Origin of the sequence: Streptomyces sp. NPDC058246 (assembly GCF_042881985.1) — a bacterium.
In the GTDB taxonomy this organism is placed as follows: domain Bacteria; phylum Actinomycetota; class Actinomycetes; order Streptomycetales; family Streptomycetaceae; genus Streptomyces.
On sequence record NZ_JBHVWZ010000008.1, the window covers coordinates 239,769 to 266,657 of the forward strand.

Genomic DNA, 26,889 nt, shown 5'->3' on the forward strand with positions numbered 1-26,889 from the left:
GGGTGAGTCCCACCAGCACTGAAAAACACCAGGCCGCGGCCGTGCCGTCCGGCAGAACAAATGGGACCGTCCCAGCTTGCGGTCAAGCAGGCGCATCACCGTGCAGATCCACTGGGCCGCCCGGCTTCGGATTCGTCCCAGCAGAACTGACAAGGCCCAGCTCAGAGACACCTCATCGATTCAGATCCTTTGGGAACGGACAGGGGCCTTCGGGCCACGACCGTACGCTCAGCCGACGGCCGCGCTGCCGAACCACCTTTGCAGGCGGCTGAGCAGATCCTGCTGATCCTCGCCGACCCACGCCACGTGGCCGTCCGGCCGCAGCAGCGCCGCGGGCGCCTCCAGTTCCTCGCTGACGTCGACGACGTGGTCGACCCGATCCGCCCAGCCCTCCACCGAGAGCCGGCCGGTCTGGTCGAGCAGCAGTCCACGGCCGTCGTGCATCAGCTCGTAGAGGCGGCCCCGCTTCACCTTCACGTCCCGCAGCCGTCGGCCGAGCAGGTCGTGTCCCTCGCCCTCGCCCTCGTCCTCGTCCTCGTCCTCGCCGAAGTCGTAGCGGACGTCGACCGCGGTGATCATCCCGGTGACGTACCGGTTCACCTCCTCGAAGTCCATCAGCTTCGAGAGCAGCTCCCGCAGCGCGGTCGCACCCGGATCGGTCCCCAGCAGCGTGATCTGCGCGCGGGTGTTGTCCAGCACGCGGGCGCCCACCGGGTGCCGCTCGGTGTGGTAGCTGTCGAGGAGCCCCTCCGGTGCCCAGCCGTCGACCGCGGCGGCCAGCTTCCAGCCCAGGTTGAACGCGTCCTGCACGCCGAGGTTGAGCCCCTGGCCGCCGGTCGGCGGGTGGATGTGCGCCGCGTCGCCGGCCAGCAGCACCCGGCCGACCCGGTAGCGCTCGGCCTGCCGGGTGGCGTCGCCGAACCGGGAAAGCCAGCGCGGCGAGTGCACGCCGAAGTCGGTGCCCGCGACCGCCCGCAGCCGCTGCTTGAACTCCTCGAGGGTCGGCGCGGTCGCACGGTCCTCGGCCACGCCGTCGGCGGGCACGCCCACGCGGCACACCCCGTTCTCGCCGGGGCTGACGCCGAACCGCAGTTGGGTCTTGCGGACTTCCGCGACGACGGCGGCGATCGTCTCCGGTTCCTCGGTCACCTCCATTTCACCCAGCAGCGTCTCGACCGTGGCGGGCTCGCCGGGGAAACCGACGCCGAGCAGCTTGCGCACCGCACTGCGGCCGCCGTCGCATCCGACGAGGTAGCGCGAGCGCAGGTGGGTGCCGTCCGCCAACTCGACGGTCACCACCTCCTCGTCCTGACGCAGCCCGACCACTTCGCAGCCGCGCCGAATCTCGGTACCGAGTTCGACGGCTCGCTCGTCGAGCAGCCGCTCGGTGACCGGCTGCGGGATGGCGACGCCGTACGGGTGAGCCGTGTCCAGCCGGTCCGGCCACGGCTTCCTGATACCGCCGAAGGGACCGCCGGCCTGGAACTTCTCACTGACCGCGAGGAACCGGTCGAGGAGGCCGCGCTGGTCCATCATCTCGACGCTGCGCACGTGCAGGCCCTGCCCGCGGGACTCCCCGGTCGGCTCGGTCAGCTTCTCCAGCACGACCACGTGCACGCTGTGCAGCCGCAACTCGCCGGCCAGCATCAAGCCGGTCGGTCCGCCGCCGACCACGATCACGTCAATCATCTGAACACCCGTTCGACGAGATTGGATTTCGGCCGGCCGCTCCGCGCGGTCCGGCGGCCCGCGCAAACCCGCACCTCCGCGCCGAGTCCCCGCAACCGTGCCGCGATTCCCACCTGCGGTGCGACGTTCCCGCACAACCCCCTACGTCGACAACAGCAGTTGCGTCGTTACGTCGTTGCGCCTGTGGTGTTCCGGGCGGTTCCCGCCGCCCGGAACACTCACGGCGTCAGAGCATCAGCGCTGCCTATCTGGCGAGTTCGGCCGGTTCGTCCAGGTGTGTCAGCTTCCGCGGGTTTCTCACCACGTAGATCCGGGTGACCCGCCCGTTCTCCACCACGAGGCTCACCGCGGAGGGCTCGCCGTGCCGGGTGCCGAAAACGAAATCGCCGGCCTCGACGCCTGAAATCGTGCGGGTAAGGAAAAGCACAGGGAAGAGCGTATTGCGTTGACACCGCTCCTGGCATTACCGTTACGCCCATGACTGCCGGGTCGGCCTTGTGCCGTGAGCGAGTTGGTTGCCCGGCCTCCGAGTGAGGCCGGGGCGGGGTAGAGCCCCGCCCGCCCTTCCTTCGTACGCCTTCTGCGTACGCATTTCCGCGTACGCCTTTCCGCGTGCGGCATCTCCGTACGACATTCCCGTACGACATTCCCGTACGACATCCCCGTGCGCCGGCTGTGTACGTCGACCTCGTACGTCGTCTGCGTACGTCGACCTCGTACGACTTCCTTGTGCGCCCCCCTCGGGCCCCTCGTCCGAGCTCCTCTTCGGGCCCCCGCACGCCTTTACTCATCGCGGCACGCCTCACATTCCGCACCGCGGGCTGTCCCCTTGCACCGCATTTGCCCAGCGGTAATTCCCCCTGCCCAAAAACAAAAGAAAGCCGAGAATGCCCAACCCCTTCAATCAGCAGGTCATCGAAGAATTCCGTGCCAACGGCGGGCGCGTCGGTGGTTATTTCGAGGGAGCGCGGCTGCTCCTGCTGACGACCACCGGCGCACGGACGGGAGCCCCGCACACCACCCCCGTCGGCTACTACCCCGACGGCGGCGAGCGCGTACTCGTCATCGCGTCGGCCGGGGGCGCGCCCCAGCACCCCGACTGGTTCCACAACCTCCTCGCGAACCCCCGGTTGACCGTCGAGGACGGCGTCTTCATCTACGAGGCGGACGCGGTCGTCCTCGAACCCGCCGAACGCGACGCCGTCTTCGCCCGCGCCGTGGAAGCCGACCCGGGATGGGCGGAGTACCAGGCGAAGACCGACCGCGTGATCCCGGTCGTCGCCCTCCACCCGATCCCGAAGGACGGCCCGCCGCACGTGAACGCGGGCTCCATGGCCGAGGCCCTGAAGGTCGTCCACGACGCGTTCCGGCGTGAACTCCGTTTGATCCGCAAGGAGTTCACGGCCGCCGCGGGCACCGATGGCACCCGCACCCCCGGTGTCCCCCTCGGCGCCCAGCTCCGCGTCAACTGCCTCACCCTCTGCCAGGGCCTGCACAACCACCACACCGGCGAGGAACTCGGCATCTTCCCGCTCCTCGCCGACCGCCATCCCGAACTCACCCCGGCCCTGGACCGCCTGCGCCGGGAACACGAACGGATCGCCGAGCTGCTGGAAGAGCTGCGCCGCGCCGTCGCCCAGGATCAGCAGGACACGGACCCCGGCCGCGTACTCTCCCAGGTGGAACGCCTCACCACCGAGCTCGAAGCCCATCTGACCTACGAGGAAGAACAGTTGATCCCCCTCCTGACCTCCCCAGGAGCGTCGCGGTGATCGCTCTGGTCACCGGCGCCAACCGCGGTATCGGCCGCGAGGTCGCCGGGCAGCTGGCCGCCGCGGGCCACACCGTGCTCGTGACCGCCCGGTCCGCCGAGGCCGCCGAGGCAACGGCGCGCGACCTCGGACCGCGCACACACCCCCTCCGCCTGGACGTCACCTCCGAGGCCGACATCACCGCCGCCGCCCGGGACATCGACGCCCTTGACGTCCTGGTCAACAACGCGGCGATCACGTACGACACCTGGCAGCGCGCGACCACCGCCGACCTGGACGTCGTACGCGAGGCCGCCGAGACCAATCTGTACGGTCCCTGGCGGCTGACCCAGGCGCTGCTCCCCCTGCTGCGCGCGAGCGCGCACCCGCGCGTCGTGAACGTCTCCAGCGAGGTCGCCTCCCTGACGAGCATGGGCGGCGGGACCCCCGCCTACTCCGCGTCCAAGGCGGCGCTCAACGCCCTCACCCGCATGCTGGCCGCCGAGCTGCGCGCCGACGGGGTCCTGGTGAACGCCGTCTGCCCGGGCTGGGTCGCCACCGACATGGGCGGAGTCGGCGGCCGCCCGGTCGAGGAGGGCGCCGCGAGCGTCGTCTGGGCGGCCACCCTCCCGGACGACGGCCCCACCGGCGGCTTCTTCCGCGACGGACTGCCCCTTCCCTGGTAGACCGGTCACCGGCCGAGGCAGAGGGACCTGGATTCACCAGGGCAGGGACCTGGATCACCAGGGCAGGGGCCTGGCATGCACCACGTCCAGGCGTGACACCGCCCGCGTCAGCACCACGTACAGCCGGTGCAGTCCGCGTGTCTCCCCCTCCGCGACGGCGGCCGGTTCGACGGCGACGACGTGGTCGTACTCAAGTCCCTTGGCGAGCCCGGCGGGCACCACCGCGACACGCGCGCCCAGTTCGTCGGGGCCGGCCGTCGCGATCCCCGCGGCGCGGAGCGCCTCCCGGACGCCTACGACATCCGTGTCGGCGGCGATGACTCCGACAGAGCCCTCGTGGGTGAGCGCCTCCCGCACGGCGCGGACGGTCGCGGCCGGCAGGTCCGAGGCCGATCGCGTCCTCAACCGGCCGTCCCTGCGCAGGGATCGAACGGGCGGCACAGCCACATCCAGTCGGGCCAGCAGCCGGTTGGCGAGTTCGGCCACGGCTGCGGGGACCCGGAAGCCGGTCGTCAGCGGTACCACCGCGGCGTCCGGCTTCCCCAGGTGGCCGAGGAGTTCGCCCCACTCCCGGGCCGCCCACGGCGTCGTGCCCTGCGCGAGGTCGCCGAGCACCGTCAGCGACCCGAACGACGCCCGCCGCGCGATCGCGCGGCACTCCATCGGCGACAGGTCCTGCGCCTCGTCGATGACCACATGGGCGTATCCCTCGGGGTGTTCGATGAGCCCGGCGACCTCGTCGAGGAGGACGAGATCGGCGGCGGACCACCGCGCCGACTTCCACGAGCGCGGCGGCTTCGCCCACAGGATCGCCTTCTGCTCCTGGGCGTCGAGGATCCCGTCGGCCGCCTCCGCCAACACATCGGCGTCGGTGAGGAGTTGGGCGACCAGCTCCTCGGGGCGCACCCGGGGCCACACCGCGTCGACGTACGCGCCGACGGACCCCGCCCGCGCGATCTTCCGCGCCCACGCGTTCGTCTGCGGCCCCGCACGCCGTTCGGCCTGCCGCTGTACGTGGCGCACGACCCGCGTCCGCACGCGCTCGCGCCCGACGGCGTACGGGGGTTCCTCGGCCCGTACGCCGTCCACGATGCGCCGGAGTGCGTCGGCCGGGACGCGCCAGCGGTACGAACCGTCCGGTACGGCCAGGGAGTCGGCGAGGCCGGCAGTCCTCCCGTACAGGGCCCGGCGCAGCACCTCCGCCATCCGGGCGTCGTGCTTGACGACGGCGGCGCGCTCGTCGTCCGCCGCCGTCACCGGGTGCCGGGCGATCTCGTCCCCGATCGTCGACTGCCGCACGCCTGTCTCCCCGAGCGCGGGAAGCACCTCCGAGATGTAGGTGAGAAAGGTGCGGTTGGGGCCGAGGATCAGCAGGCCGCCGCGGCGGATGCGCTGCGGGTGTGTGTAGAGGAGGTACGCGGCCCGGTGCAGGCCGACGGCGGTCTTGCCGGTGCCGGGGGCGCCCTGCACACAGACCGAGGAGGCGAGATCACCGCGTACGAGATCGTCCTGTTCGGGCTGGATGGTGGCGGCGATGTCCCGCATGGGGCCGACGCGGGGGCGCTCGATCTCGCTCGCGAGGATGCCGCTGTCCGGCGCCTGCCCCTCTGCGATGTGCTCGTCCTCCAGGCCCGTGAGGTCGGCGGAGTCCCCCTGGCTGCCGTGCGCCCAGCCGAAGCGGCGGCGGACGGAGACGCCCTGCGGGTCGCGGGCGCTCGCCTGGTAGAAGGCGCGGGAGACGGGGGCGCGCCAGTCGACGACGAGGGGTGGGGCAGCGGGCTGCTCGGTGATCCGCAGCCGGCCGATGTGATAGCTCTGCCCGGCGTGCTCACCCGCGTACTCGCCCACGCACTCGCCCACGCACTCACCGGCTGCGCCCGGGCCCCCGTCGGCCGCCGCAGCGGTGCTCCCTTCGAAGTCCAGCCTGCCGAAGAACAAGGGCCCTTGCGGCAACTCCCGCAGCTCCTTCGCCTGGCTGCGCAGCCGGTATCCGAGGACTTCGGCGTCGGCACCGGAGGCGGAGACGTCCTCGCCGGTGACGACCTGCTCCTCGGCACCGTCGACCATGGCGGCGAGGGCGGCGCGACAGGTCTCGTGGTACGCGCGTTCTTGGGTGAGGGAGCGGGCGAGGGCGACGGTGAGGGCAGGGTCGGGTGACGTCATTCCATGAAGGGTAACGGAATGACGTAACCGAGTTACATTTTTTACCGAGTTACTCCGTGTATTCCGCGTATTCCGGGAGCCCCGCCCCCAACCGCGCGAACGCCTTCTCGGCCGCGGCGACGGCGTCCGGCCGGACCCGCTCGACCCCTTCGCCCCGCGCGATCCGCCCCCAGTTCTCCTGGGCGAGCACACGCTGTACGGCGACGATCTGCCCGGCGGCGAGCCGGGCGCCGAGGTCGCCGCCGAGCGCTTCGGCGAGGGCGGCCTCCGACCGCTCCAGGTAGCCGTACAGCCGGGCGACCAGCGAAGGCGTCCCGTAGAGCAGGCGGTGGTAGGCGAGGACCTCCGGGCTGTCGTTGAGCCCGGTGATGGGATCGCGGCGCTCCAGCCCGTCGAGGAAGTGGCGCCGCAACGCCTCCACCGCGGACGGCCCGCGCAGGGCCACCCGCGCGGCTTCGTCCTCGTGGTCGGCGAACCGGTACAGGACCAGGTCCTCCTTGGACGGGAAGTACCGGAAGAGAGTCGGCTTGGAGATCTCGGCGACGGCGGCGACCTCGGCGACGGAGACGGCGTCGAAGCCCTTCTCCAGGAAGAGCCCGATCGCGATGTCGGAGACGTCCTGGTACATCCGTCGCCTCTTGCGCTCGCGCAGTCCGATCTCACCCATGCCCCGAGCCTACGCATCCCCCGGGCGACCCTTGACCTCAACCGGGCTTGAGGTCGAAGACTGCGGAGCACTGAACCGCTTCCTGCTTCCCCTCTTCCTTCTTCTTCCTACTTCCAGTTCTTCTTCTTGTGAGGAGTGACCGATGCGAGCAGCACAGGTGAAGGCGTTCGGCGGGCCGGAGGTCCTGGCGCCGGTGGAGATGCCGGACCCTGTCCCGGGGCCGGGCGAGGTGGTGATCGATGTCGCCTACGCGGACACGATCTTCGTGGAGACGCAGGTGAGGACGGGCTGGGGCCGGGACTTCTTCTCCGTGACGCCCCCATACGTTCCCGGAGGCGGCGTGTCGGGCGTGGTGAGCGCCCTCGGGGCCGACGTCCCCGGCGAGTGGCTCGGCCGCCGGGTCACGGCCTATGTGACGGGCAGCTACGCGGAGCGTGCCCTCGCCCCGGTCACCGCCCTGACGGTCGTACCCGACTCCCTCGACCTCCTCCAGGCCGCGGCCCTGGTCCACGACGGGGTCACCGCCTCCGGTCTCCTCGAACTGACCGGCATCGACGACACCGACCGCGTCCTCGTCCTCGGCGCCTCCGGAGGCATGGGCACGCTGCTGATCCAGCTCGCGCACGCGCGCGGGGCGCGGGTGGTGGGGGTGGCCCGGGGAGCGGCCAAGGTGGCGCTGGTACGGGAACTGGGGGCGGACGCGGCGGTCGATGCGACGCACCCCGACTGGGCGGCTGCCGCGCGCACGGCCGTCGGCGGATCGCCCGAGGCCGCGGATGTCGTCCTGGACGGGGTGGGCGGGGAACTCGGCGCCACCGCCTTCCCGTTGACGGCCGACGGAGGCCGCTTCTCCGCCCATGGGGCGCCGTCGGGCGGCTTCTCCCCCGTCGACCCGGACGAAGCCGCCCGCCGGAGCATCACGCTCTTCGGCATCAGTGACGTCCAGTTCACCCCCGCCGACCTGCGCCGCTACCTGTCCGCCGCGCTCACGGAAGCCGCGGCGGGCCGCCTCCGGCCGGTGATCGGTGAGGTGTTTCCGCTGGAGCGGGCGGCGGAGGCGCACGCGGCCATCGAGGGCCGGGGGTTGGTGGGAAAGGTACTGCTGAAGATGTGAGGGACGCTTACTCCAGGTGGCGACGATGGCGTCCGCACCGGACATCGCCGGGCCCTCCGCCATGTCGAAGGGCCCGTGCGGCAGATCAGATGTCCGCGGGGACCCCGGCTGTCCGTCGGCCTCCATCGTCATGGTGCATCAGGGCACGGGCGAGAGAGGGGTTCGCGGGAGCCTTCGGCCTTCCGCGGAGTCCGAGCGCGGCCGTGGCCGCGGCCAGGGTCATCGCGTACGTGTCCACCGCCCGGCGGACGTTGGGCGCCTCGAGGCTGTCACCGGTCACCAGCCGGTCCAGGTCCACGTAGGCCGAGCGGACGACCTCCATCCAGCGGTACACGCGCCAGTCCTGCTGCCAGCCCTTCGTGCACTCCCCCGGCAGCAGGCGGTACCAGCGGGCGAACAGGCGCTCGCGGATCTCCGGGCGGGTGGGCGTGAGATGCATATGGCGGACCAGGTCGTACAACGGGTCGCCGACCATCGCCATCTCCCAGTCGATGAGGGTCAGACCGCCCTCCTCCCGGCGGACCAGGTTCCACGGGTTGAGGTCACCGTGCAGCAGCACCGGACGGCGCGGAACCACGTCGTGCCGGCCGAGGATTTCGAGCAGCCGGGAGCTGCTGGGCAGTCCGAGTTCGCGCGCCACGCCGGTGGTGGCCTGGGGGAGTTCGTTCACCATGCGGACCAGCTCGTACTGCAACTCCCAGTAGAACTCCCGCGTCTGCGCAGCGGGATCCAGCTGTCCGCAGTCGACGAAGGTCAGAGCACGGAGCTGGTCCACGAGATTGTCGGCCTCATGCGGCAGAAGACCGTTCGCGGGGTGGTTCGGCGTCCTGATCCCACCCGCCGGCCCCTCGTAGGAGTGGATGGTGAAGGGTTCCCGCAGACCGCTGAAACCCAGGGCGAGCACGCGCGGGGCCCGCACGGGGACCTTCGACAGCTCGATCGCCCTCAGGACGGCGTGCTCGTTGAGGAACCGGCGTTCCCGGGGATTCGCCGAGCCCACCTTGCGGCGGACCATGACCGGAAAGGGAACTCCGGGTACGCGGACCGCCGTGTTGAGATGCGCCGTCCCCTTGAAGACGTGGTGCGCGCAGGCGGCGCCCTCCGCGAACAGCGCACCGCTCACGGCGTCGTCGGAGAACTCCGGATGCTCCGGGATCCGCGGGTCGCGCTGCCAGACGACCTGGAAGACGGCCCTCGCCTCCCCGCCACGGGACTCGTTCCACCGGAAGAGAACGCGCTCGATCTCGCTCTCGTCCGGCACCTTCTTGAGGCGCAACGGCTCCTCGGCCGCCACCAGGGCCCGATGCACGGCATACGTCGCGGCATCCAGGTCGCGCTGGTCGTAGGAGTCGCCGAGCGAGGTGGCGGCACGCATCACGTCCGGGTAGACGGACTGGGCGCGCTCGAAGGCGAGATAGTGCTTCAGGTCCCGGTCGAGGCCGTCGACGGCATTGCTGCGCCGACTGCACATGGCCTCGCGCCAAGCCTCGATCACGTCGGGCCACTGGTCGTCGGGGTATTGCATCCGTACCAGGTGCGTGGCGAGGTCGTGCAGCGGATCGCCGAAGGACGCCAGCTCCCAGTCGACGCAGACCAGGGGCGGCTCGGCGCCTGAGGTGACGATCACGTTGCCCCGGTGGAGGTCCGTGTGGAGGAGGCTGAAGGGGCGTCTGATGAGCGTCGGCACCCGCTCCGCGAACCGCACCAGCGCGTCCTCGGGGATGCCCAGCATGGCGAACAGGCCGCCGAACTCCGCCCAGTTGCGCTGCCGGATCTGTTCCTCCGCCGCGTGCGCCAGCGTCCGCAGGAAGGCTCTGCCGCTCCTGCTGGAGCGGGGCCAGGACGGCGGCAGGGGAGGCAGATGCTGCCTGCGCACCTGCGTCATGTCCGCGAGGAGGGCCGCGAGAGCGGCGATCAAGCCGGAATCGACCGGCTTGCCGTCCGGACAGATACTCGCGAGCGGTACGCCGTCCATGTAGGTGAGGATCATCAGGTCGCCGCGTTTGACGAGGCACCGTGGCACGTGCGGGAGAAAGCAGCGGATCCTGTCGAGGAGTTCCGCCTCGTCCTGCCAGGTCCTGATGACCACGGGCAGCGCCGAGGGGATCGGCTCCCGCACCGTGACCGACTGCCCGTCAGCGCACTCCGGAAGGCCGGAAGGGCCCTTCGTGAGCGGCCGCACCCGGTAGTTCAGGTGGTGGTGCCCCCGGCCGAACTGCCCCAGGGCCCGGGCATAGCGCACGAAGTCGTCATGCTCGGCACCCGCCCTGCCTTGCGGAAAGGGCGCAGAGGGCAGAGGAACGCCCACGGGTCACTCCCGAATAACTGTGCGCCGCCGCTGATGTTCATGCGCCGCGAGAGAAGTGAGCACACCCTACGGCCCATCCTCGGAGACGGCAGGGTGGACTCCAGCATTCGATACCGACCTGAGAGAAATACCCCCGGCCCGGCTTCACCCCGTCTCGGCCAGGCGCTCCCGGCGGGAGTCGGACAACGTGGAAGGCCCGTGCGACAAAGGTGCCCAGGGCGGCCGGCACCCGGGGCGGCGGTGCCCCACGCGGCACCCCCATGTGGAAGCGGACATTCGGGTGAGCGGCCGGGCGCACCGCCTCCTGGCGGCGGGGTGGCTTCAGGCCTGACCCCGGAGCACCCGCAGAACCGGCTCCAGCGACCCCACGACGTCCTCGGCCCCCGCCCGACGCAACAGCGTCGCTTTGTCCTCGTTACGCGCGTAGCCCAGGAACGGGACCCCGGCCCGCTGAGCGGCGTAGAGGTCGGAGGGGGTGTCGCCGATCATGAGGGCGGACGACGGGGCGGCGCCCAGGGCGGTCAGGGCGCGGTTGAGGCAGTACGGGTGCGGCTTGAGGTGGCGCAGGTCCCGGGTGCGACCGTAGATGTTGGGCGTGAAGCACCCGGCGAGGCCACGGCTGTCCAGGTAGCGGGAGACCACGAGAGGCGAGTTGTTGGTCGCCACCGCGAGGCGGGCACCGACGGCCGTCCAGGTCCGTATCAGCGGATCGGCCCACGCGGTCGGCATGGCCGAGGCCACCGCCTTGAGCTCGTGCTGGGTGAGCCGCTCCTCCAGCTCGACCACCAGGTCGCTGCGCGGATGCCGCCGGTCGACCACCCGCAGGACGGCGTGCGGATCGGGATGGACGCGTTCCTCCTCGGTCAGCAGCCCCCGCAGGCCCTGCCGCTCGAGCCATTCCACCAGGTCCTTGGCCACGTCCTCCGCCGAGTGGCCCGCGAACAGACGGCACATGGGCCCGTCGAAGTCGAAGAGCACGAAGCGGGCGCGGGTGATCACTTCCCGTAGCTTCTCTGTCTCTGTTGCCACCGGTTCGGTTGCCACCGCATCAGTCTGCTCGGTCTGGGCCGTATCAGAAGTCACTAGGAGAGTGTCAGGTCCGTGGTGATGGTTTCCCAGAGGGCGTCGAACCACTTCTGGGATTCCTCCACGAAGGCGGCGTCGCGTTGGCCGGCTCGCTTCTCGAAGGAGAAGAGAAGGGACGCGGAGCCGAGGGCGTCGTACATCTCCAGGACGCCGCTGTCCATGGTCTCCTCGCGCTTGGTGATCATGTAGTACGCGATCAGCGCCTCCGTCTCGTTGAGCAGGTAGAGCTTCACCGGTGGGGTGAACGGCAGCGCGCGGAAGGTCACGCGGACGTCGATGCCGTGCGAGGAGCGCAGTGACTGGAGGTTGTGGCGCAGGACGTGACCCTGGGCGTTTCGCTGCTCCAGCCAGCGCTTGTGGACCGGGTCGTCCTCGCCGCGGCCCTCCACCGGGACCGGGAAGGCGAGAGTGATGTCCCGGGAGGGCAGCAGGATGCGGACGTCGATCGACTCGGGGCGGATCCTGCCCTCGTGGATCAGGCGGACCGGCTCACCGAGGGCCAGCATCAGGGTCTCCGCGGTGAGGCACGCCGCGTCCACCCTGACGCGCGGCACGGAGAACGCCTCGGTGAGGCGAGGCGCCAGCCCCACCATCGTCGGCTGGGGTTCGTCCCGCATGGGGGGAACCTCGGCGATCCGCGGCGGGCTGCCCTTGCTGACGTTGCTGAGGAGGCCGTCGTCCTGGAGAGCGCGCAGGGCTTGCCGGACGGTGCCGCGCTCGACACCGAATTCCTCTGCCAACTCGGCCTGAGTGGGCAGGCGGTCGCCCGCCTTGAGGTCTCCGACACGGATGCGTTCCCGCAGGATGTCGGCGATCTCCTGGGGCGAGGTCCTTCTGCTGCCGTTCACTGCCACGTTCTCCTGGGTCACGACCAAACGCTACAACTCTCGCCCATCTATGGGGAGTTGCCTGGAAGTTGTTTATGAGTAGTAGCCAAGTGGGGACAACTTAAGCAGAGTTGGTTACCAACTTGGCCAAGTTGGCGGAAGTTTTGCCTCCCCTCTCCACCCTCTTTTCAGCAGAAGCAGGAGGAACCACCATGCCCGCCATCGCACTCCTCTCCGCCGTCTTCGTCGTCGGCTTCGAACAGCTCGTCCAGTGGCAGTACGGCCCCACAGGCATCGTCGGCCTGTTGCTGCTCAGCATCGGGATCAAGGCGAAAAGCCCCACCTGCAGCTCCATCGGGGCGGTCGTGCTCGCCCTGATGGTTGCGGGACCCGCCCTGTGAACTGCGCGGATCCCCGTCGAAGAGCTCCGTCCAGGGGGCCTCAGCTCGTGAGCAGCAGCTCCGAGCTGATGGTCTCCCACAGCGCGTTGAACCACAGATGGGACTGCTCCACGAATGTCGTGTCCCGGAAGCCGGCGCCCTGGGTGAAGGGAAAGAGCATGGACCGGGTGCCCTGGACGTCGTACATCTCCAGATGCACATCGTCGATCTCCTCCTCGCGTCGGGCGAGGGTGTAGTACGCGAACAGGGCCTCGGCGCCGTTGAGCAGATACAGCTTCACCGGCGGCGTGAAGGGCAACGCTCGGAAGGTGACGTTCACCTCGATGCCGTGCGTGGAGCGCAGGGCGAGCAGGTTGTGGCGCAGCACCTGGCCCTGCGCGTTGCGGTTCGCCAGCCAGTTGCGCTGGAGCCGGCCGTCCGCGGAAGGGTCGACCGGTGCCGGGAAGGCGAGGTCGATGTCGCTGCTGGGGAGCAGCACCCGGACATCCACCTTGGCCGGTTTCATTCGCCCCGCGTGAATCTGGCGCAGCGGCTCCCCCATGGCGAGGGTCAGCGAGATCGACGTCAGACACAGCGCGTCTATCTCCACATGAGGCGCCGCGAAGGCGGCCGCTATCCGCGCGCCGAGCGCCACCGTGGTGGGCTGCGGCGGGGCTTCCGGGCCGGTCAGAGCCTGCTCCGGACGGTCGGCGACGGTCGCGGGACTCCCCTTGGACACATTGACGAGCAGCCGCTCCGACTGAAGGATGCGCAGCGCCTGCCGTACGGCACCGCGCTCGACGCCGAACTCGTCCGCCAGCTTGGCCTGTGTGGGCATGCGCTGCCCCGCCCGCAACTGACCGGACCTGATCCGGCTGCGCAGCTCGTCGGCCACCTCACGGTGTGACCACTGTGGCCGTGGTGACCTGTTCCGCCCATTGACGGCGGCGTGTTCCGGGTCCACGACCAAACACTACAACTTCTCGCCATCTTTGGGCAGTTGCCGGATAGGTGGTTATGAGTCGACCCAACACGGAGATAAGTAAGAGTGAGTTGGTCACCAACTTGAGCAACATGGTCAAGCTTCCCGGGGGTTGGCCGCAGGAGTCGCACCTGTCCACCAGGCGGCTCGGGCGGACGGTCCTCAGCGGGGGTCCGCCGCCCGTCCCGAAGGAGGGACCGTCATGCCGCTCATCGCCCTCGCCGTCGCCGCCCTCGCCATCGGATTCGAACAGCTCGTCCAGTGGAAGTACGGGCCGATGGGCATCATCGCCTTCGTCGCCCTGTCCATCGGTCTCAAGGCCAGGAACTCCGTGATCAGCGGCATCGGAGCCGTGATCCTCGTGATGCTGCTCGCCCAGTCCGGCTGATCGGGCGCCACCGTCCGGCAGTCCGGCTGACCGGGCTCCCTTCCGGAGGGGAGCCGGGAGCTCGGTCAGTCCGCACCACCGCACAGCACAGCCACAACTGAATGAACGGCCACAACTGAATGCGCAGCCACAACTGAATGCACCACCGCACCACGACAACCGAATCGCTACGGATCGACGCGGTCAACGCGTCAACGGATCAACGCGTCAACGGATCAACACTCGCCACCCGCGCGGAAGGAGTACCCCTCAGCAGACATCAGAAGATGTCCGGGCACCACGGTCGCCTGGACGTGCGGAGCAGGGCGTCGGCCACGGAGGCGGCGCCCGCTCGTTCTTCTCGCACCCGCCCCAGCGCGGCGAGCCGCACCGCCGACTCGTCGCCCAGCCACAGTGCCGCCAACTCCCCGACGTCCAGGGTGAGTTCGGCGGAGTGGGCGGTCGGCGCACAGGACGAACCGTCCGGGCCGGCCTCCAGCCGGTAGCGCCCGGCGGACAGCCCGTCGCGATCGGTGACCTCCAGCACCAAGGTCCCGGTCCCCGCGTACGTACGCGCCTCCAGAGCCCGTACGACATCCAGGATCCGCACCCACAGCCAGTCCGACTGCGTGGTGATGCGGGCGGCGCGCGGATCGGGCAGGAAGTGCGGCAGCAGATCGTCCGGGGCCCGCCAGCCGGTCTTGACCCTGGTGATCCAGTCGATCGAGCAGAGGTACTGCCACAGGGCGCGCTCGGCCGCCGGGGTCACCGCGATCAGCCAGTTCACCTCCGCCGTGTTCAGCGGCTGCTTGGCGTCGCCCCAGTTGTCGTCCGACTCGTACGAGACCAGGCCCTCGACCTCACCGGCCGCCGAGCGGTACACGGCGTAGAACGGCTCCGTCCACGGCGCGCGGTCCAGGCTCAGCACGCCCGTGTTGACCTGCCACCAGCGTTCGTCGCGGCCGACCGCCCCGTGCTGGGCGCGCCGGAACCGTTCGTGCAGTTCGGGGCCCATCTTGCGGACGTCCTCGCCGTCCACGAGGTCGATACGGCCGCCGTCGGACGGGCCCGACCAGCGGGGGTCCAGGCCCGTGCGCGGTACCTCGATGGTCCACTCGGCGGTGGTCGTGGCGGGACCGAAGCCGTACCGGCCGTAGATCGGGTACTCCGCGGCGATGAGCGTCGCGACGACGTCACCCCGGTCCCTCGCCGCCGCGAGGTCCGTCGCCATCATGCGGGTGAGCAGGCCTCGGCGGCGGTGGGTGGCGGTGACGGCGACGTTCGAGATCGCGTCGGCGGGGACGGTCGCGCCGCCCACCGTGGTGAGCTCCTGCGCGAACGAACGGAAGGTCGCCACGCAGCGCGAGCCTTCGAAGGCGCCGAGCGTGCGTGCACGGTCGATGTACGAGCCCCGGTCCGCGAGCTCCCGCTCCGACACCTCGGGCGAGCGCAGGAACCCCGTGTTCAGCGCCCGGATCCACTCCCGGGTCTCGGCCTCGGTGATCGGTCGTACGTCGATGTCGGCGGGAGGCGTCATGAAGCCACGCTAGGCGTACGACGGCAGGGATGTCGTGGGGATTTTCCCCGCCCCCGAGGGCTCCGCCCTCCTCAGAACGCCGCCCGTATCTCCCCCACCTCGAGCCCCCCGCCCAGCAGCGGCGCCCGGCCGATCCGGGAGACCACCGGGGCGTCCACGCCCAGGAGGGAGAGGGCGCGGGCCAGGACGGGGCCCAGCGCCCGGCCGCCGCCGTCCTCGACCTTGAAGGCGAGGGCCCGGCCGTCCGGGAGGGCGACCGCCTGGACGGCCTCCGCACCCATCTTGGAGAGGGCCCCCGGCACCTCCCGCATCAGCCACGTGTCGGGCCGCCGGGTGCCGGCGACGTATTCGGGGTGGGCGCGCATCGCGTCGGCGACGCGCCGCTCCGCGGTGCCGGGTGCCGCGAGGACGAAGGACCGGAAGGCACGGGCCAGGCCCGTGAGGCTGATGGCCATCAGCGGCGCCCCGCAGCCGTCCGTACCGACCGCCGCGACCCGCTCCCCGGCCGCCTCCTCGACGACGGAGTGGATCAGCTGCTGGAGCGGGTGCCCGGGATCGAGGTACGACTCCGCCGGCCAGCCCCGCAGCGCGCACACCGCGAGCATCGCCGCGTGCTTGCCGGAGCAGTTCATGGTGACCCGGTCGCGGACGGCGCCGGCGGCGAGATAGGTCTCGGCCTCGGCCGGGTCCAGCGGCAGATCCGGCGGGCACTGCAACTGCCCGGCCGTCAGACCGTGCTCGGCCAGCATCTTGTGGACGAGATCGCGGTGGAAGGTCTCTCCGGAGTGGCTCGCGGCGGCGAGGGCGAGGCGCTCCCCGGCCAGGTCGAGCCCCGCGCGCAGCACACCGGCGGCCTGCATCGGCTTGTTCGAGGAGCGCGGGAAGACCGGCACCGTCACATCGCCGAGCGCCAGCCGCACCGACCCGTCCGCGTCCAGCAGCACCAGGCTGCCCCGGTGGTGTCCCTCGACGAATCCGGAACGTACGACCTCGGCGAGGACAGGGGATATGGCGGGGACGGACATCAGCGGTGGCCTTCCGGGGTGCTGGACCCACCCCGGAAGAGGCCCGGGATCGCCGGGCCGCCGCTTCAGATGAGCAGGTCGTCTACTTGTGCTTCGCCTTCACGGTACCTGCGGGCGATCTCGGCGCTGCAATCGTCGGCCGTGCGCTGGAGCTGCTGGCGCCGCCGGGAGACCTGCTGCTCGTACCGCACCAGCCGTCCCATCCCGGCGACCAACTCATCGTCCGTACGGGCTTCCAGGTCCGACAGCTCGACCTCGCCGAGCATGTCCGCGGCCAGCCGCCGGTACTCCTCGCCGTGCGGTGTGCCCACCGTCACATGGCGGGCCGACGAGCGGTGCCTGGCGGGCGCGTCCGTCAGGATCTCCGGGAGCCGTTCGACGACGGACAGCTCCGGGAGCCGTTCGACGTCCGGGTACTCCACGGACCCGACGACCCCCGGCTGCCCCGGGGCCGCGGCCGGGGAGGGCGCCCGCAGCCCCCCGCGGCGCGCCAGCTCCGCGCGCAGGATGTCGATACGTCCCTGGAGCAGCCTCCGCACATAGCTGAGGTCTGCCTCGTCCCGCTGGGCGTCCCGGCGCAGCGTCCGCAGCTCCGGCAGCCGGAGCACGGCGAGGTCGTGCGGGGGCGGGCCGGCGGACAGCGGGCCGCTGTCGGTGCGCTGCACCGGCGGCCGGGCCGTCATCCCCCCTGCCCGCCCCGTCCGTCCCGTCCGTGGACTCATGCGGGTCAATGACACGGCTCCGGGCGGCTGCCCGGTACTCGGTGTGCTCATCTGCCTCTACCGTCCCCTCGACCGGCGCGGTCCACCCCACGAATGCACCGCAACACACCGCATCGTGCCACCCCAAGTGGTCGCTATGTGACCGAGTGCCCCCGATCAGCCCCAGATGGGGGGTTGATGACCCCCGGAAATCACGCGAAGGGCCCGCACGGCCGTCAGGTGAAGACCTGTCCGGCCCTCACACGAAGGGACCGCACGGGACCCTGCCGGCCGCACACGGCATGATGGTCCGCATGCGTGCGGTGGTGCAGAGGGTGGACGGCGCGAGCGTCGTCGTGGGCGGCGAGACGGTCGGCGAGATCAGCGGTGAGGGGCTGTGCGTCCTCGTCGGGGTCACGCACGAGGACACCAAGGAGAAGGCGGCGCAACTCGCCCGCAAACTCTGGTCCCTTCGGATGCTGGCCGACGAGAAGTCCTGCTCCGACATCGACGCACCGCTGCTCGTCATCAGCCAGTTCACCCTCTACGGCGACGCGCGCAAGGGCCGCCGGCCCACCTGGAACGCCGCCGCCCCCGGCGACGTGGCCGAACCCCTCGTCGAGGAGGTCGTCGCCCAACTGCGCGCCCTGGGCGCGACGGTGGCGACCGGGCGCTTCGGCGCGCAGATGCGCGTGTCCTTGACGAACGACGGGCCCTTCACTGTGCTGCTGGAGATGTGAGGCACGCCCGGGGCCGAGGCTGGTCTCGGGTCTCGGGTCTCGGGTCTCGGGTCTCGGGTCTCGGGTCTCGGGCCTCACGGCTGTCTCGGTGGACTCCGCACGCTAGGGCTCTACGACTACCTCCTGCGCCGCCGCCGTCGAGTCGGCCAGCAGTGGGGCGTCCAGCGGTACGTTCCGCTTCACCAGGGCCAGGGCGATGGGACCCAGCTCGTGATGGCGTACGGACGTGGTGATGAAACCGATCTTGCGGCCGTCGGGGCCTTCGTCCGCGAGGCGGAGCTCGGTGCCGTGCGGGGGCAGGTGGACCTCGCTGCCGTCGAGGTGGAGGAAGACGAGGCGGCGCGGGGGCTTGCCCAGGTTCTGCACGCGGGCGACGGTCTCCTGGCCGCGGTAGCAGCCCTTCTGGAGGTGCACCGCGCTGTCGATCCAGCCCAGCTCGTGCGGGATGGTGCGGTGGTCGGTCTCGAAGCCGAGGCGCGGACGGTGGTGCTCGACGCGCAGCGCCTCGTAGGCGAGAAGTCCGGCCGCGGGGCCGTTCTTGCCCGCGTACGACTCCAGGTCCGTACGCGGGAGGAAGAGATCACGCCCGTACGGCGTCTCGCGTACGACCACGCCGTCGGGGACCTCGGCGATGGAGCCGGCCGGAAGGTGCACGACCGCGAAGTCGGCCGTCCGGTCGGCGACTTCGACGCGGTAGAAGAACTTCATCGACTCCAGGTACGCGATCAGCGCGTCCTGGGTGCCGGGTTCCGCGTGCATCCACACGGTCTCGCCGTCGTCGACGAGATACAGCGCGTGCTCGATGTGCCCGTGCGCGGAGAGGATCAGCGCCTCGGTGGCACGGCCCGCCGGGAGGTCCGAGACGTGCTGGGTGAGCAGCAGATGCAGCCAGCTGAGCCGGTCCTCACCGGTCACGGTGACCACACCGCGGTGCGAGAGGTCCACGAAGCCGGTGCCGTCGGCCAGGGCACGCTGCTCTCGGAACAGGTCGCCATAGTGGGCGGCGACGGCTTCGTCCACACCCTCGGCGGGAACGGCGCCGGGCAGGGACAGCAGGGGACTCTTCATATCCACACAGCCTACGACCCGGTAGCCGCCTATTTTATTTCTTACTCCTCGGCTGTCTTACTCCTCGGTCGTCCTGCTCATGGGCCGACGGGCCGACTCCGTCATGGGGCCGCCGGGCCCATGACTCATGGGCCCGCCGTGTTTCCCGGCCGCTTCCCGGCCGCCATGGTGTGCCCGCCGCCTCACTTCTTGGCAGCGCATTCCTTGCAGCGGCCGAAGATCGCGAAGTGCTTCATGTCCGTCTCGAAGCCGAACGTCTCCCGGAGCTTGGCGGTGAACTCGGCGGCGACCGAGACATCGGCCTCGATGACGTTCGTGCAGTCGCGGCAGACGAGGTGGAGGTGGTGGTGGCGGTCGGCCAGGTGATACGTCGGCGCGCCGTGCCCGAGGTGGGCGTGCGAGACGAGCCCGAGCTCCTCCAGGAGCTCCAGGGTCCGGTAGACCGTGGAAATGTTGACCCCCGACGCCGTCTTCCTCACCTCGATGAGGATGTCGTCGGGAGTCGCGTGCTCCAGGGTGTCCACGGCTTCGAGGACAAACTGGCGCTGCGGCGTCAGCCGGTAGCCGCGCTGCCTCAGGTCGCTCTTCCAGTCGGTACTCACCACAGCCCCCAGTGTAGGAGTGTCGACGCCGATCACGGGCGGGTCGGCAGCCGGCCCGACATCAGCAGGCCCGAGAGGGTCTCACGCAGGGCACCGGCCGCCCTGACGATCTCCTCGTGCGCCCTGATCTTCTCGTCGACCGCGGCCAGGGCGGCTCCGATGTCGCGCTGCTGATCCAAGGGCGGGAGCATGACCGGCAGTTCCGAGAGGGTGCGTACGGTGATCGACCGCATGCCGGTGGTTCCGACGGCCCGGCTCTCCAGCCAGTGGCCCGTTGCCCGACGGGCGAGGTAGGCGACGAGGTAGGACGCCTGAGACCGGTCGTGCGGTCGCAGGCGCAGCAGGTGGGTGTTGTAGAGCCACTCCTGCTCGTGCGCGGTGACGAGCGCCGCCCGGCCCACCGTTCCGGTGCGGGTCACCAGGATGTCGTCGGCGGCGAGCCGGTGCTTTTGCAGTCGGTCCGCCCTCTCGGGTGCCACATGGGGCATTCCCGACTCCGCCGAGATCCTCTGGTTGCGGAGATCGGCCGGCCGCACCAGCGGAACGCCGTCGGGCACCCGCTCGCTCCGGCGCAATGCCGGGCCGCCCGCCTGAATGTCGCAGATCTCGCCAAGGGCAGCTCTCTGCCACCCCGCCGGGGTGCCTTCGCGGCCATCCGCGTTCACAGGCCGTACCTCCTGAGCAGTTCGTCGACCGCGGCGTCCGCATCGCGGGCCCGGCCGTGCAACTCCGCCAGACGTACGGCCAGCGCGTTCAGTTCCCGCGGGTCCGCGGACTGCACGTCGGAGGGGACGTTGCTCGACAGGTGGACGGACGGGCTGAGCGTGTAGTCGCGCTCCCTGATCTCGGCGAGTGATACGGCTCTGCTCACTCCTGGTGTGCCCGGGTACGGGCGCCCCGCCGTCCGGGCGGCCTTCCAGGACTCGTACTCCCGGAAGATGCTCTCCGTCTCGTCCTCGGCAAGTGCTCTCTGGACCCGGGACACCATCGATCCGAACCGCCGGGCATCGACGAACAGGACTTCGTCACCACTCCCCCGCGGATGCCGAAGTAGCCAGATCGTGACGGAGATGCTGGTCGTCGTGAACAGCTGGGGAGGCAGGGCGATCAGCGCCTCCACCGCGCCGTCCTCCACCATCCCGGACCGGATCCGCCGTTCGGAGGGGTTGGAGGAGAAGGCCGCGATGTCGGGCATCAGAACAGCTGCCCGCCCACCGGGGGCAAGCGAGGCCACGACGTACTGGAGCCAGTCGAAGTTGGCGTTGTGCCGGGGCGGCTGCCCGTACAGCCAGTGCCCGGAGGCGACGGGATGCTCCGGGAGCCGCGCGTTGAAGGGCGGATTCGCGACGACACGGTCGAACCCGGGGGGGCCGGGGGGGCCGAGACCCGCGGACGGGGCGGTGTGTCCGGGCCGCAGATCGGAGTGGGACAGGCCGTGCAGCGCGAGGTTCATTCCGGCCAGGGCCAGCGGGTACTCGCCCACCCCCGCCCCACTGGCTTCGGGAGGACACGTCCCTTGCCGACCCTCCGCCACGGCGCCGGATGCGGCGGACAGCAGCTCACCCGCACGTACGAAGGGATCGTGCACGCTCCCGACGCCCTGGGCCTCGCCGGCCACGAGCTTCGACACGAGATCGACCGCGGCACGTGGCGTGAAGAAGTCGCCGGCTGTCCTGCCCGCGAGTTCGCCGTACCGGGCCAGGAGCCATTCAAAAGCCTGCGCGTATTCGGTCCGCTGAGCCGGTCCGGCTTCGTCCAGCAGTCGGATGGTGTCGGCCACCCGGGAGTCGCCGAGTTTCCGGGAGAGGGCGAGGAACAGCTCGTCATGCCCCGGCCCGAGGCCCTGTTCGACGGCTTTCGCGAGGAGGCGTACAAGCAGTTCGCCGGAGTGCGGGACCGGGTACCTGTTCGCTTCGGCCGTCACCCGCGTCCATCCGTCGGGTCGACACCCCCTCACGTACACGAGCGAGAGCAGCATGGTGACGTATTCCGCCACGGAGAGTTCCCCGCGGAAGCGTTCCGCCTCCGGGCCGCCCAGGTGCTGCACGGCCTTGAGCAGCGCCCCGGTCCTCGTGCCGCCGAGCGAGGCTCGGAACCGGTCCCCGTACGTGGTCCCGGCCGGCTCGTCGGACCGCCGGGCGTTCGCCGGAACGGTCCGCCGCTCCAGCCATTCCAGGACCTCTGGGGCCCGGAACACCTCGATCTCACCGAGGCCGTCGGCACGCTCCACGACGACCGGACCGGGGAAGTTCTGGTGCCGTCGCTCCCAGTTCGTCACGGCGGGCCGCCGCACTCCCGCGCGCCGTGCGATGTCGGCCCGCGAGACGAGTACGTCGTCGAAGTCACTCACAGCGCCCTCCCAGGACTTGCGAACGAGACTCAGAATCGGGGCGGCCGGAAGCCGCGCAGCACGTCCCCTCGGCTCGCGAGAACCATCGGGAAACGGTCCATGGCCTGCGCCTCCTTCGCCAGCTGCGGGTCGAGATACCCCAGCATGCGGTAGATCTTGGCATGGTCGGCGGCGAGGTCCCGGTGGTGGACCGGCTCGTGATGCATGATCTGGTTCCGCAGCAGGACCAGCGACCACAGACCGTCGTACAAGGCGTCGCGTCGGCCCGAGTAGTACGCGAACGCCTTGTGCAGGGTGGGCACCCAGAACAAACGGTCGTAACGCGATCCACCGCTCACCAGGGATGCCCAGAAACCGAAGGACAACTCGGCCACGATGTCGTCCGCCGGCGCCGGAACGAGCCCACGGCGCTCGCACTTGCTCCTCGCCTTGGCCACGAGCCGCTGTCCGTTGGGATTGAGCGGTGCCACGGCCCACCAGTCGGCCCTGCCGTAGGCGAGGGAGAGCTGATGGTGAAGGGCATTGCGCAGAGCGAGCTCCAGACAGTGGAGAGATCCGTACAGCGCGGCGGAAGCCTCGACGTTCCACCAATACAGCCGTCCGGCCACCACAGCGTTGCCGCGCGCCGCATGAACGTAGCGCGCCAACCTGAGCTTCGAAAAAGCGCGCAGCATCCACTCCGGCAACTTGTCGGTCACTGTGATCCCCCTCTTTCGGGCATGGCTTCGCCCAGCACGGTCCAGTACAGGAAGAACCCACCGTGATACGGTCAGGTACGAAAGCCCTGGGCTCGCCTCTGCGCAGCACGCCACCCGGGGCACGGCTTTCGAACCCCCGGCCGCACCTGAGTGCGGCCGGGGGTTTTGCGTTTCCCGCATCGCGCCGGGCCACCCCACTCGGCGATGCGGGTTCCACCGTAGCCACAACCACACCGCGCACGCAACCGCAGTGCACTGCTCAAGCAATCTGTTAACCCCTGGCCCATTGCACTGTTTCGAGAGCAGCGACCGGAACACACGAAGTGGCCCCAGCGACGTCGTGCTGGGGCCACCGTGAGGGCGGGAGGCGGGGGGCGCCTACTTGAAGAAGGCGATCCCGTCGTCCGGCATGTCGTCGGGGAGGGCCTTGGCCCAGCGTTCGACGTCCTCCGGGGTGACGACCTTCTTGAGGTGCGCGGACATGTAGGGGCGCAGCTCGACCTCGGGGGTCTGCTTCTCGCCGACCCACATGAGGTCGCTCTTCACATAGCCGTACAGACGCTTGCCGCCGCTGTAGGGACCGGACGCGGCGGTGCGCGCCACGGCGTCCGTGACCAGGTCGATCTGCGGCTTCTTGTCGGCCAGATCGCCGTACCAGATCTCGACGACACCGTCGTCGCGGGTCATGACGACCTCGACCTTGCGGTTGCCGTCGATGCGCCAGAAGCCGGACTCGGTCTCCAGCGGCCTGACCTTGTTCCCGTCCGCGTCGAGCACCCAGGTGTACGAGTGGTACTCCAGGAAGTCGCGCCCGTCGTGGGTGAAGGTCACTTCCTGCCCGAAGTTGCATTTCTCGGAGCCGGGGAAGTCGTGCACGCCCGCGCCCGCCCAGTCGCCGAGCAGGAAGGCGAGGGGGACGAGGTCCTTGTGGAGGTCGGACGGGATCTCGATCATGAGGTCGGCAGTTCCTTGATGGGGGTCAGCGCTGGCCCTGGTACAGCTTCTTCACGCTCAGTCCGGCGAAGGCGATGACGCCGACGCAGACCAGGACCAGCAGGGTTTCGAAGAAGATCTCCACGGGGTGCTCCTCGGATGAGCGGAATCTGCGGTACACAAGAGCCGGACCCCACTCTAGTCCGGTGGGGCCCGGCTCTCTCTGTCAGGTACACCCTGGCGGGCTCAGCCGAGCAGCTGGCTCTGCAGGATCACCGTCTGCTGGAACGGGACGGCCTGCGCGGTCCCCTTCCGCGACTGCACGATCACCGCCACGGTGTCCCCCGCCGACAGGTACGCCTGACGGACCTGCTCGGCGCCGTACGGCTTGCTCTCCACGTACGCGAACCGCGTGATCTCGTCGACCGCGGCGCGCTCCGGGAACTTCTCGTCCCGTTCGGTCAGTGGAGCACCGCGCACCGCGAACTGCGGGGAGTCGTAGTACGTGAGCTCCGTGGACATCAGCTCATCGGCGACGGCCGCCGTGTCGAAGTGCAGCAGATAGATCCGCGTGTGCGTGCCGTCCGGCGTCGTCCAGCCGCGCGCGGCGATGTTGCGCAGGCCGTAGTCGGTGAGCAGCTGCCGGAGGCTCTCCCGGTCCTCCTTCGCGGCGTACTCCGCCAGGAAGGTCCCGCTCGCCAGCCACCCGTCCTCGCCCCGCAGCGCCGCGTCGTCCTTCGCGCCCTTCGGGGCGGGCAGGACCAGCTTGCGCAGGTCGGCGTAGTGGCTGCCCGACTTGTTCGCCTCGGCGAACGGGGCCGGGCTGCCGGACGGCAGCGGCGGCCTGGTGATCGTCGGGTAGTCCCAGCGCCCGTCCGGCTCCGTCGCCAGACCGGGTACGTCGGTGCGCTCCATCCGCGTGATGCCGTACGCCGCCGACGTGCCGACCGCCGCGAAGACCACGGCGGCGGCGGTCCAGCGCAGGACGGCGCGCAGGATTCGGCGGTCCTTCTTGACGGGCTCGTCGGGCCCGGCCGGCGGGATGGGCCCGACCGGCGGGACCGGCTCGGCGATCGCCCCAGGGGGGACCAGGTCCGCGGCCGCTACGGGCGGGGCCACGGGCATCGGCGGCACGGAAGCCACGACGGCCTGCGGCTCCTTCGGCTTGCCCGCGCCCGTCGCCTGCTCCGTCGGCGTCGCCCGCTCCGTCAGTGTCCCCTGCGTCGCCTGCTCGTCCGTCGGTGTCGTCTGCTCGGTCATACCGCCTCCCCCGGCTCGGTGATGCGGTCGAGCTGCTCGCGCAGGAGCGCCGCGACCCCCTTGGTGTTCAGCGGCTTGGCCGCTTCCGCGGTGACGCTGACCAGCACGTCCCCCTCGTAGGCGGAGCAGACCATCATGTCGAGCTTCTCGCCCTTGATCTTGGGTGGCAGGAAGCACTTGGCGTTCTTGTGGCCCTCGATCTTCGGCCCCGTGCGGAAGATGGAGAGGGCGTCGAAGAACTCGTTCTGGAAGGTCGACATGTTCCGGACCGCCGACTTGTCCTCCATCTGCATCAGCTCGATGCTCACGGTGAAGGCCTTCTCGGCGTAGAGCGAGGAGTTGGCCGCGTTCGCCGTGCTCAGATAGCTGCGCATCACCATGCCCTTGGTGCGCTGCTTGTCGATCTGCTTCTCCAGCCGCCGCCGCTGGGAGCGCGGCAGATCGCTGATCGACTTCTTGCGCAGCGCGGCGGCCTCGCCGCCGCTGAGCGCGGCGTCGGAGCCGAACTCGTCGATGTCCGGGCCCCGGCTCCAGCCGTCGGCCTCGTACGGCACGAGCATGGCGGCGAGTCCAGAGGCCGCCTTCGCCGTCCTGGCGTCGTCCTTCGCGGCCTTCGGGAACTTCCAGACCGGCGCGCCCGCGTCACGGTCGGCGTCCTGGACGGTCACGACGGTGTAGGCGCTGCCCCCGATGACGGCCCCGACGAGCAGGACGGAACCGGCGATGGCGGCGACACGGCCGCGACGCACGGGCTTCTTCGTCTTCGGATTCTTCGCCGGAGTCCCGGGAACGGTCTCGGCCGCGGACTCCGGTACGGAATCCAGGGGTTGCTCGGCCTGCTCGGCCTGCTCGGCCTGCTCGGCCTGCTCGGGCTGCAAGGCGTGCACGGGCTGCACGGCTTGCTCGGACTGCAAGGCGTGCTTGGGCTGCTCAGCCTGCTCGGGCTCCGGCGTTGTCGAGTGCTCGGTGGTCACAGCCGCTCCATCTGCCGCTTGGCCAGGTCCATGATCTTCGCCTTGGAGATCGGCTTGGTGTCGTAGATCCAGATCTCCATGGCGATGTCACCGCGCCAGGCATGCGCCTGCGCCGTGTAGAGCGGCAGATAGCCGGGCTTCGTGTCGGGCTTGTCGGTGACGTACGCCATGCCGTCGCTCGTGCCGGGGATGGGCCGGCCGCTGGCGCCGTCGACGTTCCAGTTGCCGGCCCGCTCCGCGGCACCGAGGTTCTCCTCCTGGCGGTACTGCACGAGCCGGACCGCCACGCTGTCCGTGTTGCCCATGCGCCATTCGGTGGAGACCGCGCGCCGGAACTCGGCGCTGACGAGGTCTCCGAACTCCTGGTCGGCGTTCTTGAGCTGGTCCGCGTAGTCGCCGAGGCTCAGCCAGCCGTCCTGGCCCGCCGGGTAGTCGACGTCCCGTGCGCCCTTGGGCCGCTTGATCAGCAGCTTGCGCAGGTCACCGTCGGTCTTCACCCGGCGGTCCTGGGCGGCGGACAGGGGCTCGGGGCCCGCTCCCTTGGCCTGTGCGACCACCGGCTGCGACAGCGACGGCAGCTTGGTGGGCTCGCGGTCGGCCTGCACCAGATAGCCCGCGCAGGTACCGGCGACGAGCCCGAGCACGGCAGCCGTGGCGATGAGCAGGGCCGTACGCCCGCGTCGGCGCACCCGCGTCACGGGTTCACCGAAAACCGCACCGACCGCACCGACCGCACCGACCGCACCGACATCGTCGACCGCACCGGCCAGATCGGCGTCGCCCACCGCACCGACCGCACCGGAGCCGTCGACCGGCACAACCCCGGGTCTTTCGGATACGTCGGCTGCTTCGGCCACTTCGGCCACTTCGGCCACTTCAGGTACTTCCAAGACGTCCCCCCACAGAACGCGAAGCGCGGATTCCGTATCCGCGCGCACAGGAGACCCATGGCTTACGCATGGAGTTGCACGGGGGTTGATT

25 protein-coding genes and 1 pseudogene are annotated in these 26,889 nt (G+C 70.3%); 6 read left to right on the forward strand and 20 right to left on the reverse strand.

Annotation, left to right across the window (positions count from 1 at the left end; all coding sequences use genetic code 11):
* Positions 1-228: 228 nt before the first annotated feature.
* Entirely contained in the window at positions 229-1,689 is a 1,461-nt protein-coding gene (gene rox / locus ACFVXA_RS15095; protein ID WP_390025195.1) for a rifampin monooxygenase, read from the reverse strand.
* A gap of 244 nt (positions 1,690-1,933) precedes the next feature.
* A pseudogene (locus ACFVXA_RS15100) lies at positions 1,934-2,050 on the reverse strand (RNA polymerase subunit sigma-24); the annotation flags it as partial.
* Between the two features lie 526 nt (positions 2,051-2,576).
* On the opposite strand from ACFVXA_RS15100, the gene ACFVXA_RS15105 reads away from it, so the two are divergent.
* Positions 2,577-3,461, forward strand: a complete 885-nt coding sequence (locus ACFVXA_RS15105) for a nitroreductase/quinone reductase family protein (RefSeq protein ID WP_389467016.1) — start codon at positions 2,577-2,579, stop codon at positions 3,459-3,461.
* The gene (locus tag ACFVXA_RS15110; protein WP_362026732.1) at positions 3,458-4,126 is read left to right on the forward strand and encodes an SDR family NAD(P)-dependent oxidoreductase; all 669 of its coding nucleotides are present in this window, start codon (positions 3,458-3,460) and stop codon (positions 4,124-4,126) included. The genes ACFVXA_RS15105 and ACFVXA_RS15110 overlap by 4 nt, the downstream gene beginning before the upstream one ends.
* A gap of 54 nt (positions 4,127-4,180) precedes the next feature.
* On the opposite strand, the gene ACFVXA_RS15115 is transcribed toward ACFVXA_RS15110, so the two are convergent.
* Complete coding sequence (locus ACFVXA_RS15115; RefSeq protein WP_390025197.1) at positions 4,181-6,289, reverse strand: HelD family protein; 2,109 nt, start codon at positions 6,287-6,289, stop codon at positions 4,181-4,183.
* 49 nt (positions 6,290-6,338) lie between these two features.
* Positions 6,339-6,956: a TetR family transcriptional regulator gene (locus tag ACFVXA_RS15120; RefSeq protein ID WP_389467021.1), complete on the reverse strand. Its 618-nt coding sequence runs from the start codon at positions 6,954-6,956 to the stop codon at positions 6,339-6,341.
* Between the two features lie 142 nt (positions 6,957-7,098).
* Between ACFVXA_RS15120 and ACFVXA_RS15125 the strand changes: the two genes are divergently transcribed.
* Positions 7,099-8,070, forward strand: coding sequence for a zinc-binding dehydrogenase (locus tag ACFVXA_RS15125; protein ID WP_389932254.1), 972 nt, complete (start codon positions 7,099-7,101; stop codon positions 8,068-8,070).
* 85 nt (positions 8,071-8,155) lie between these two features.
* Here the strand turns inward: ACFVXA_RS15125 and ACFVXA_RS15130 are convergent, their stop codons facing one another.
* From ACFVXA_RS15130 to ACFVXA_RS15140, 3 genes are all read right to left on the reverse strand, one after another.
* On the reverse strand, positions 8,156-10,312 hold the full coding sequence (locus ACFVXA_RS15130; RefSeq protein WP_390025199.1) for a phosphotransferase: 2,157 nt from the start codon (positions 10,310-10,312) through the stop codon (positions 8,156-8,158).
* A gap of 387 nt (positions 10,313-10,699) precedes the next feature.
* Positions 10,700-11,512: an HAD family hydrolase gene (locus tag ACFVXA_RS15135; RefSeq protein WP_383739166.1), complete on the reverse strand. Its 813-nt coding sequence runs from the start codon at positions 11,510-11,512 to the stop codon at positions 10,700-10,702.
* Entirely contained in the window at positions 11,461-12,339 is an 879-nt protein-coding gene (locus ACFVXA_RS15140; protein WP_362026749.1) for a winged helix-turn-helix domain-containing protein, read from the reverse strand. Before ACFVXA_RS15140 ends, ACFVXA_RS15135 begins: the two co-directional genes overlap by 52 nt.
* A gap of 164 nt (positions 12,340-12,503) precedes the next feature.
* On the opposite strand from ACFVXA_RS15140, the gene ACFVXA_RS15145 reads away from it, so the two are divergent.
* The gene (locus ACFVXA_RS15145; protein WP_362026752.1) at positions 12,504-12,692 is read left to right on the forward strand and encodes a hypothetical protein; all 189 of its coding nucleotides are present in this window, start codon (positions 12,504-12,506) and stop codon (positions 12,690-12,692) included.
* Between the two features lie 40 nt (positions 12,693-12,732).
* Here ACFVXA_RS15145 and ACFVXA_RS15150 read toward each other — a convergent pair whose 3' ends face one another.
* Positions 12,733-13,641, reverse strand: coding sequence for a winged helix-turn-helix domain-containing protein (locus ACFVXA_RS15150; protein WP_390025201.1), 909 nt, complete (start codon positions 13,639-13,641; stop codon positions 12,733-12,735).
* Between the two features lie 214 nt (positions 13,642-13,855).
* On the opposite strand from ACFVXA_RS15150, the gene ACFVXA_RS15155 reads away from it, so the two are divergent.
* Positions 13,856-14,041: a hypothetical protein gene (locus ACFVXA_RS15155; protein WP_362026758.1), complete on the forward strand. Its 186-nt coding sequence runs from the start codon at positions 13,856-13,858 to the stop codon at positions 14,039-14,041.
* Positions 14,042-14,300: 259 nt separating this feature from the next.
* Here ACFVXA_RS15155 and ACFVXA_RS15160 read toward each other — a convergent pair whose 3' ends face one another.
* From ACFVXA_RS15160 to ACFVXA_RS15170, 3 genes are all read right to left on the reverse strand, one after another.
* Positions 14,301-15,557, reverse strand: coding sequence for a GNAT family N-acetyltransferase (locus ACFVXA_RS15160; RefSeq protein ID WP_362026761.1), 1,257 nt, complete (start codon positions 15,555-15,557; stop codon positions 14,301-14,303).
* 71 nt (positions 15,558-15,628) lie between these two features.
* Positions 15,629-16,582, reverse strand: a complete 954-nt coding sequence (locus ACFVXA_RS15165; RefSeq protein ID WP_383900783.1) for an asparaginase — start codon at positions 16,580-16,582, stop codon at positions 15,629-15,631.
* A 65-nt stretch (positions 16,583-16,647) separates the two neighbouring features.
* Positions 16,648-17,355 (reverse strand): AmfC protein, encoded by a 708-nt coding sequence (locus ACFVXA_RS15170; RefSeq protein WP_390025203.1) that lies wholly within the window; start codon positions 17,353-17,355, stop codon positions 16,648-16,650.
* 242 nt (positions 17,356-17,597) lie between these two features.
* On the opposite strand from ACFVXA_RS15170, the gene dtd reads away from it, so the two are divergent.
* Positions 17,598-18,023, forward strand: coding sequence for a D-aminoacyl-tRNA deacylase (gene dtd / locus ACFVXA_RS15175; RefSeq protein ID WP_362026769.1), 426 nt, complete (start codon positions 17,598-17,600; stop codon positions 18,021-18,023).
* A 102-nt stretch (positions 18,024-18,125) separates the two neighbouring features.
* Here dtd and ACFVXA_RS15180 read toward each other — a convergent pair whose 3' ends face one another.
* The 9 genes from ACFVXA_RS15180 to ACFVXA_RS15220 all read right to left on the reverse strand — a co-directional run bounded on the left by ACFVXA_RS15180 (position 18,126) and on the right by ACFVXA_RS15220 (position 26,798).
* Complete coding sequence (locus ACFVXA_RS15180) at positions 18,126-19,091, reverse strand: folate-binding protein (protein ID WP_362026772.1); 966 nt, start codon at positions 19,089-19,091, stop codon at positions 18,126-18,128.
* A 182-nt stretch (positions 19,092-19,273) separates the two neighbouring features.
* Complete coding sequence (locus ACFVXA_RS15185) at positions 19,274-19,696, reverse strand: Fur family transcriptional regulator (RefSeq protein ID WP_383739178.1); 423 nt, start codon at positions 19,694-19,696, stop codon at positions 19,274-19,276.
* A gap of 29 nt (positions 19,697-19,725) precedes the next feature.
* Positions 19,726-20,358: a restriction endonuclease subunit S gene (locus ACFVXA_RS15190; RefSeq protein WP_383900786.1), complete on the reverse strand. Its 633-nt coding sequence runs from the start codon at positions 20,356-20,358 to the stop codon at positions 19,726-19,728.
* Complete coding sequence (locus ACFVXA_RS15195; protein WP_390025205.1) at positions 20,355-22,043, reverse strand: N-6 DNA methylase; 1,689 nt, start codon at positions 22,041-22,043, stop codon at positions 20,355-20,357. Before ACFVXA_RS15195 ends, ACFVXA_RS15190 begins: the two co-directional genes overlap by 4 nt.
* A 29-nt stretch (positions 22,044-22,072) precedes the next feature.
* Positions 22,073-22,741, reverse strand: a complete 669-nt coding sequence (locus tag ACFVXA_RS15200; protein ID WP_389467042.1) for a hypothetical protein — start codon at positions 22,739-22,741, stop codon at positions 22,073-22,075.
* Positions 22,742-23,119: 378 nt separating this feature from the next.
* Complete coding sequence (locus ACFVXA_RS15205; RefSeq protein ID WP_362026787.1) at positions 23,120-23,695, reverse strand: FABP family protein; 576 nt, start codon at positions 23,693-23,695, stop codon at positions 23,120-23,122.
* A gap of 225 nt (positions 23,696-23,920) precedes the next feature.
* On the reverse strand, positions 23,921-24,934 hold the full coding sequence (locus ACFVXA_RS15210) for a hypothetical protein (RefSeq protein ID WP_389467044.1): 1,014 nt from the start codon (positions 24,932-24,934) through the stop codon (positions 23,921-23,923).
* Entirely contained in the window at positions 24,931-25,908 is a 978-nt protein-coding gene (locus tag ACFVXA_RS15215) for a hypothetical protein (protein WP_383739189.1), read from the reverse strand. The genes ACFVXA_RS15210 and ACFVXA_RS15215 overlap by 4 nt, the downstream gene beginning before the upstream one ends.
* Positions 25,905-26,798: a hypothetical protein gene (locus tag ACFVXA_RS15220; RefSeq protein ID WP_390025207.1), complete on the reverse strand. Its 894-nt coding sequence runs from the start codon at positions 26,796-26,798 to the stop codon at positions 25,905-25,907. The genes ACFVXA_RS15215 and ACFVXA_RS15220 overlap by 4 nt, the downstream gene beginning before the upstream one ends.
* Between the last annotated feature and the right edge of the window lie 91 nt (positions 26,799-26,889).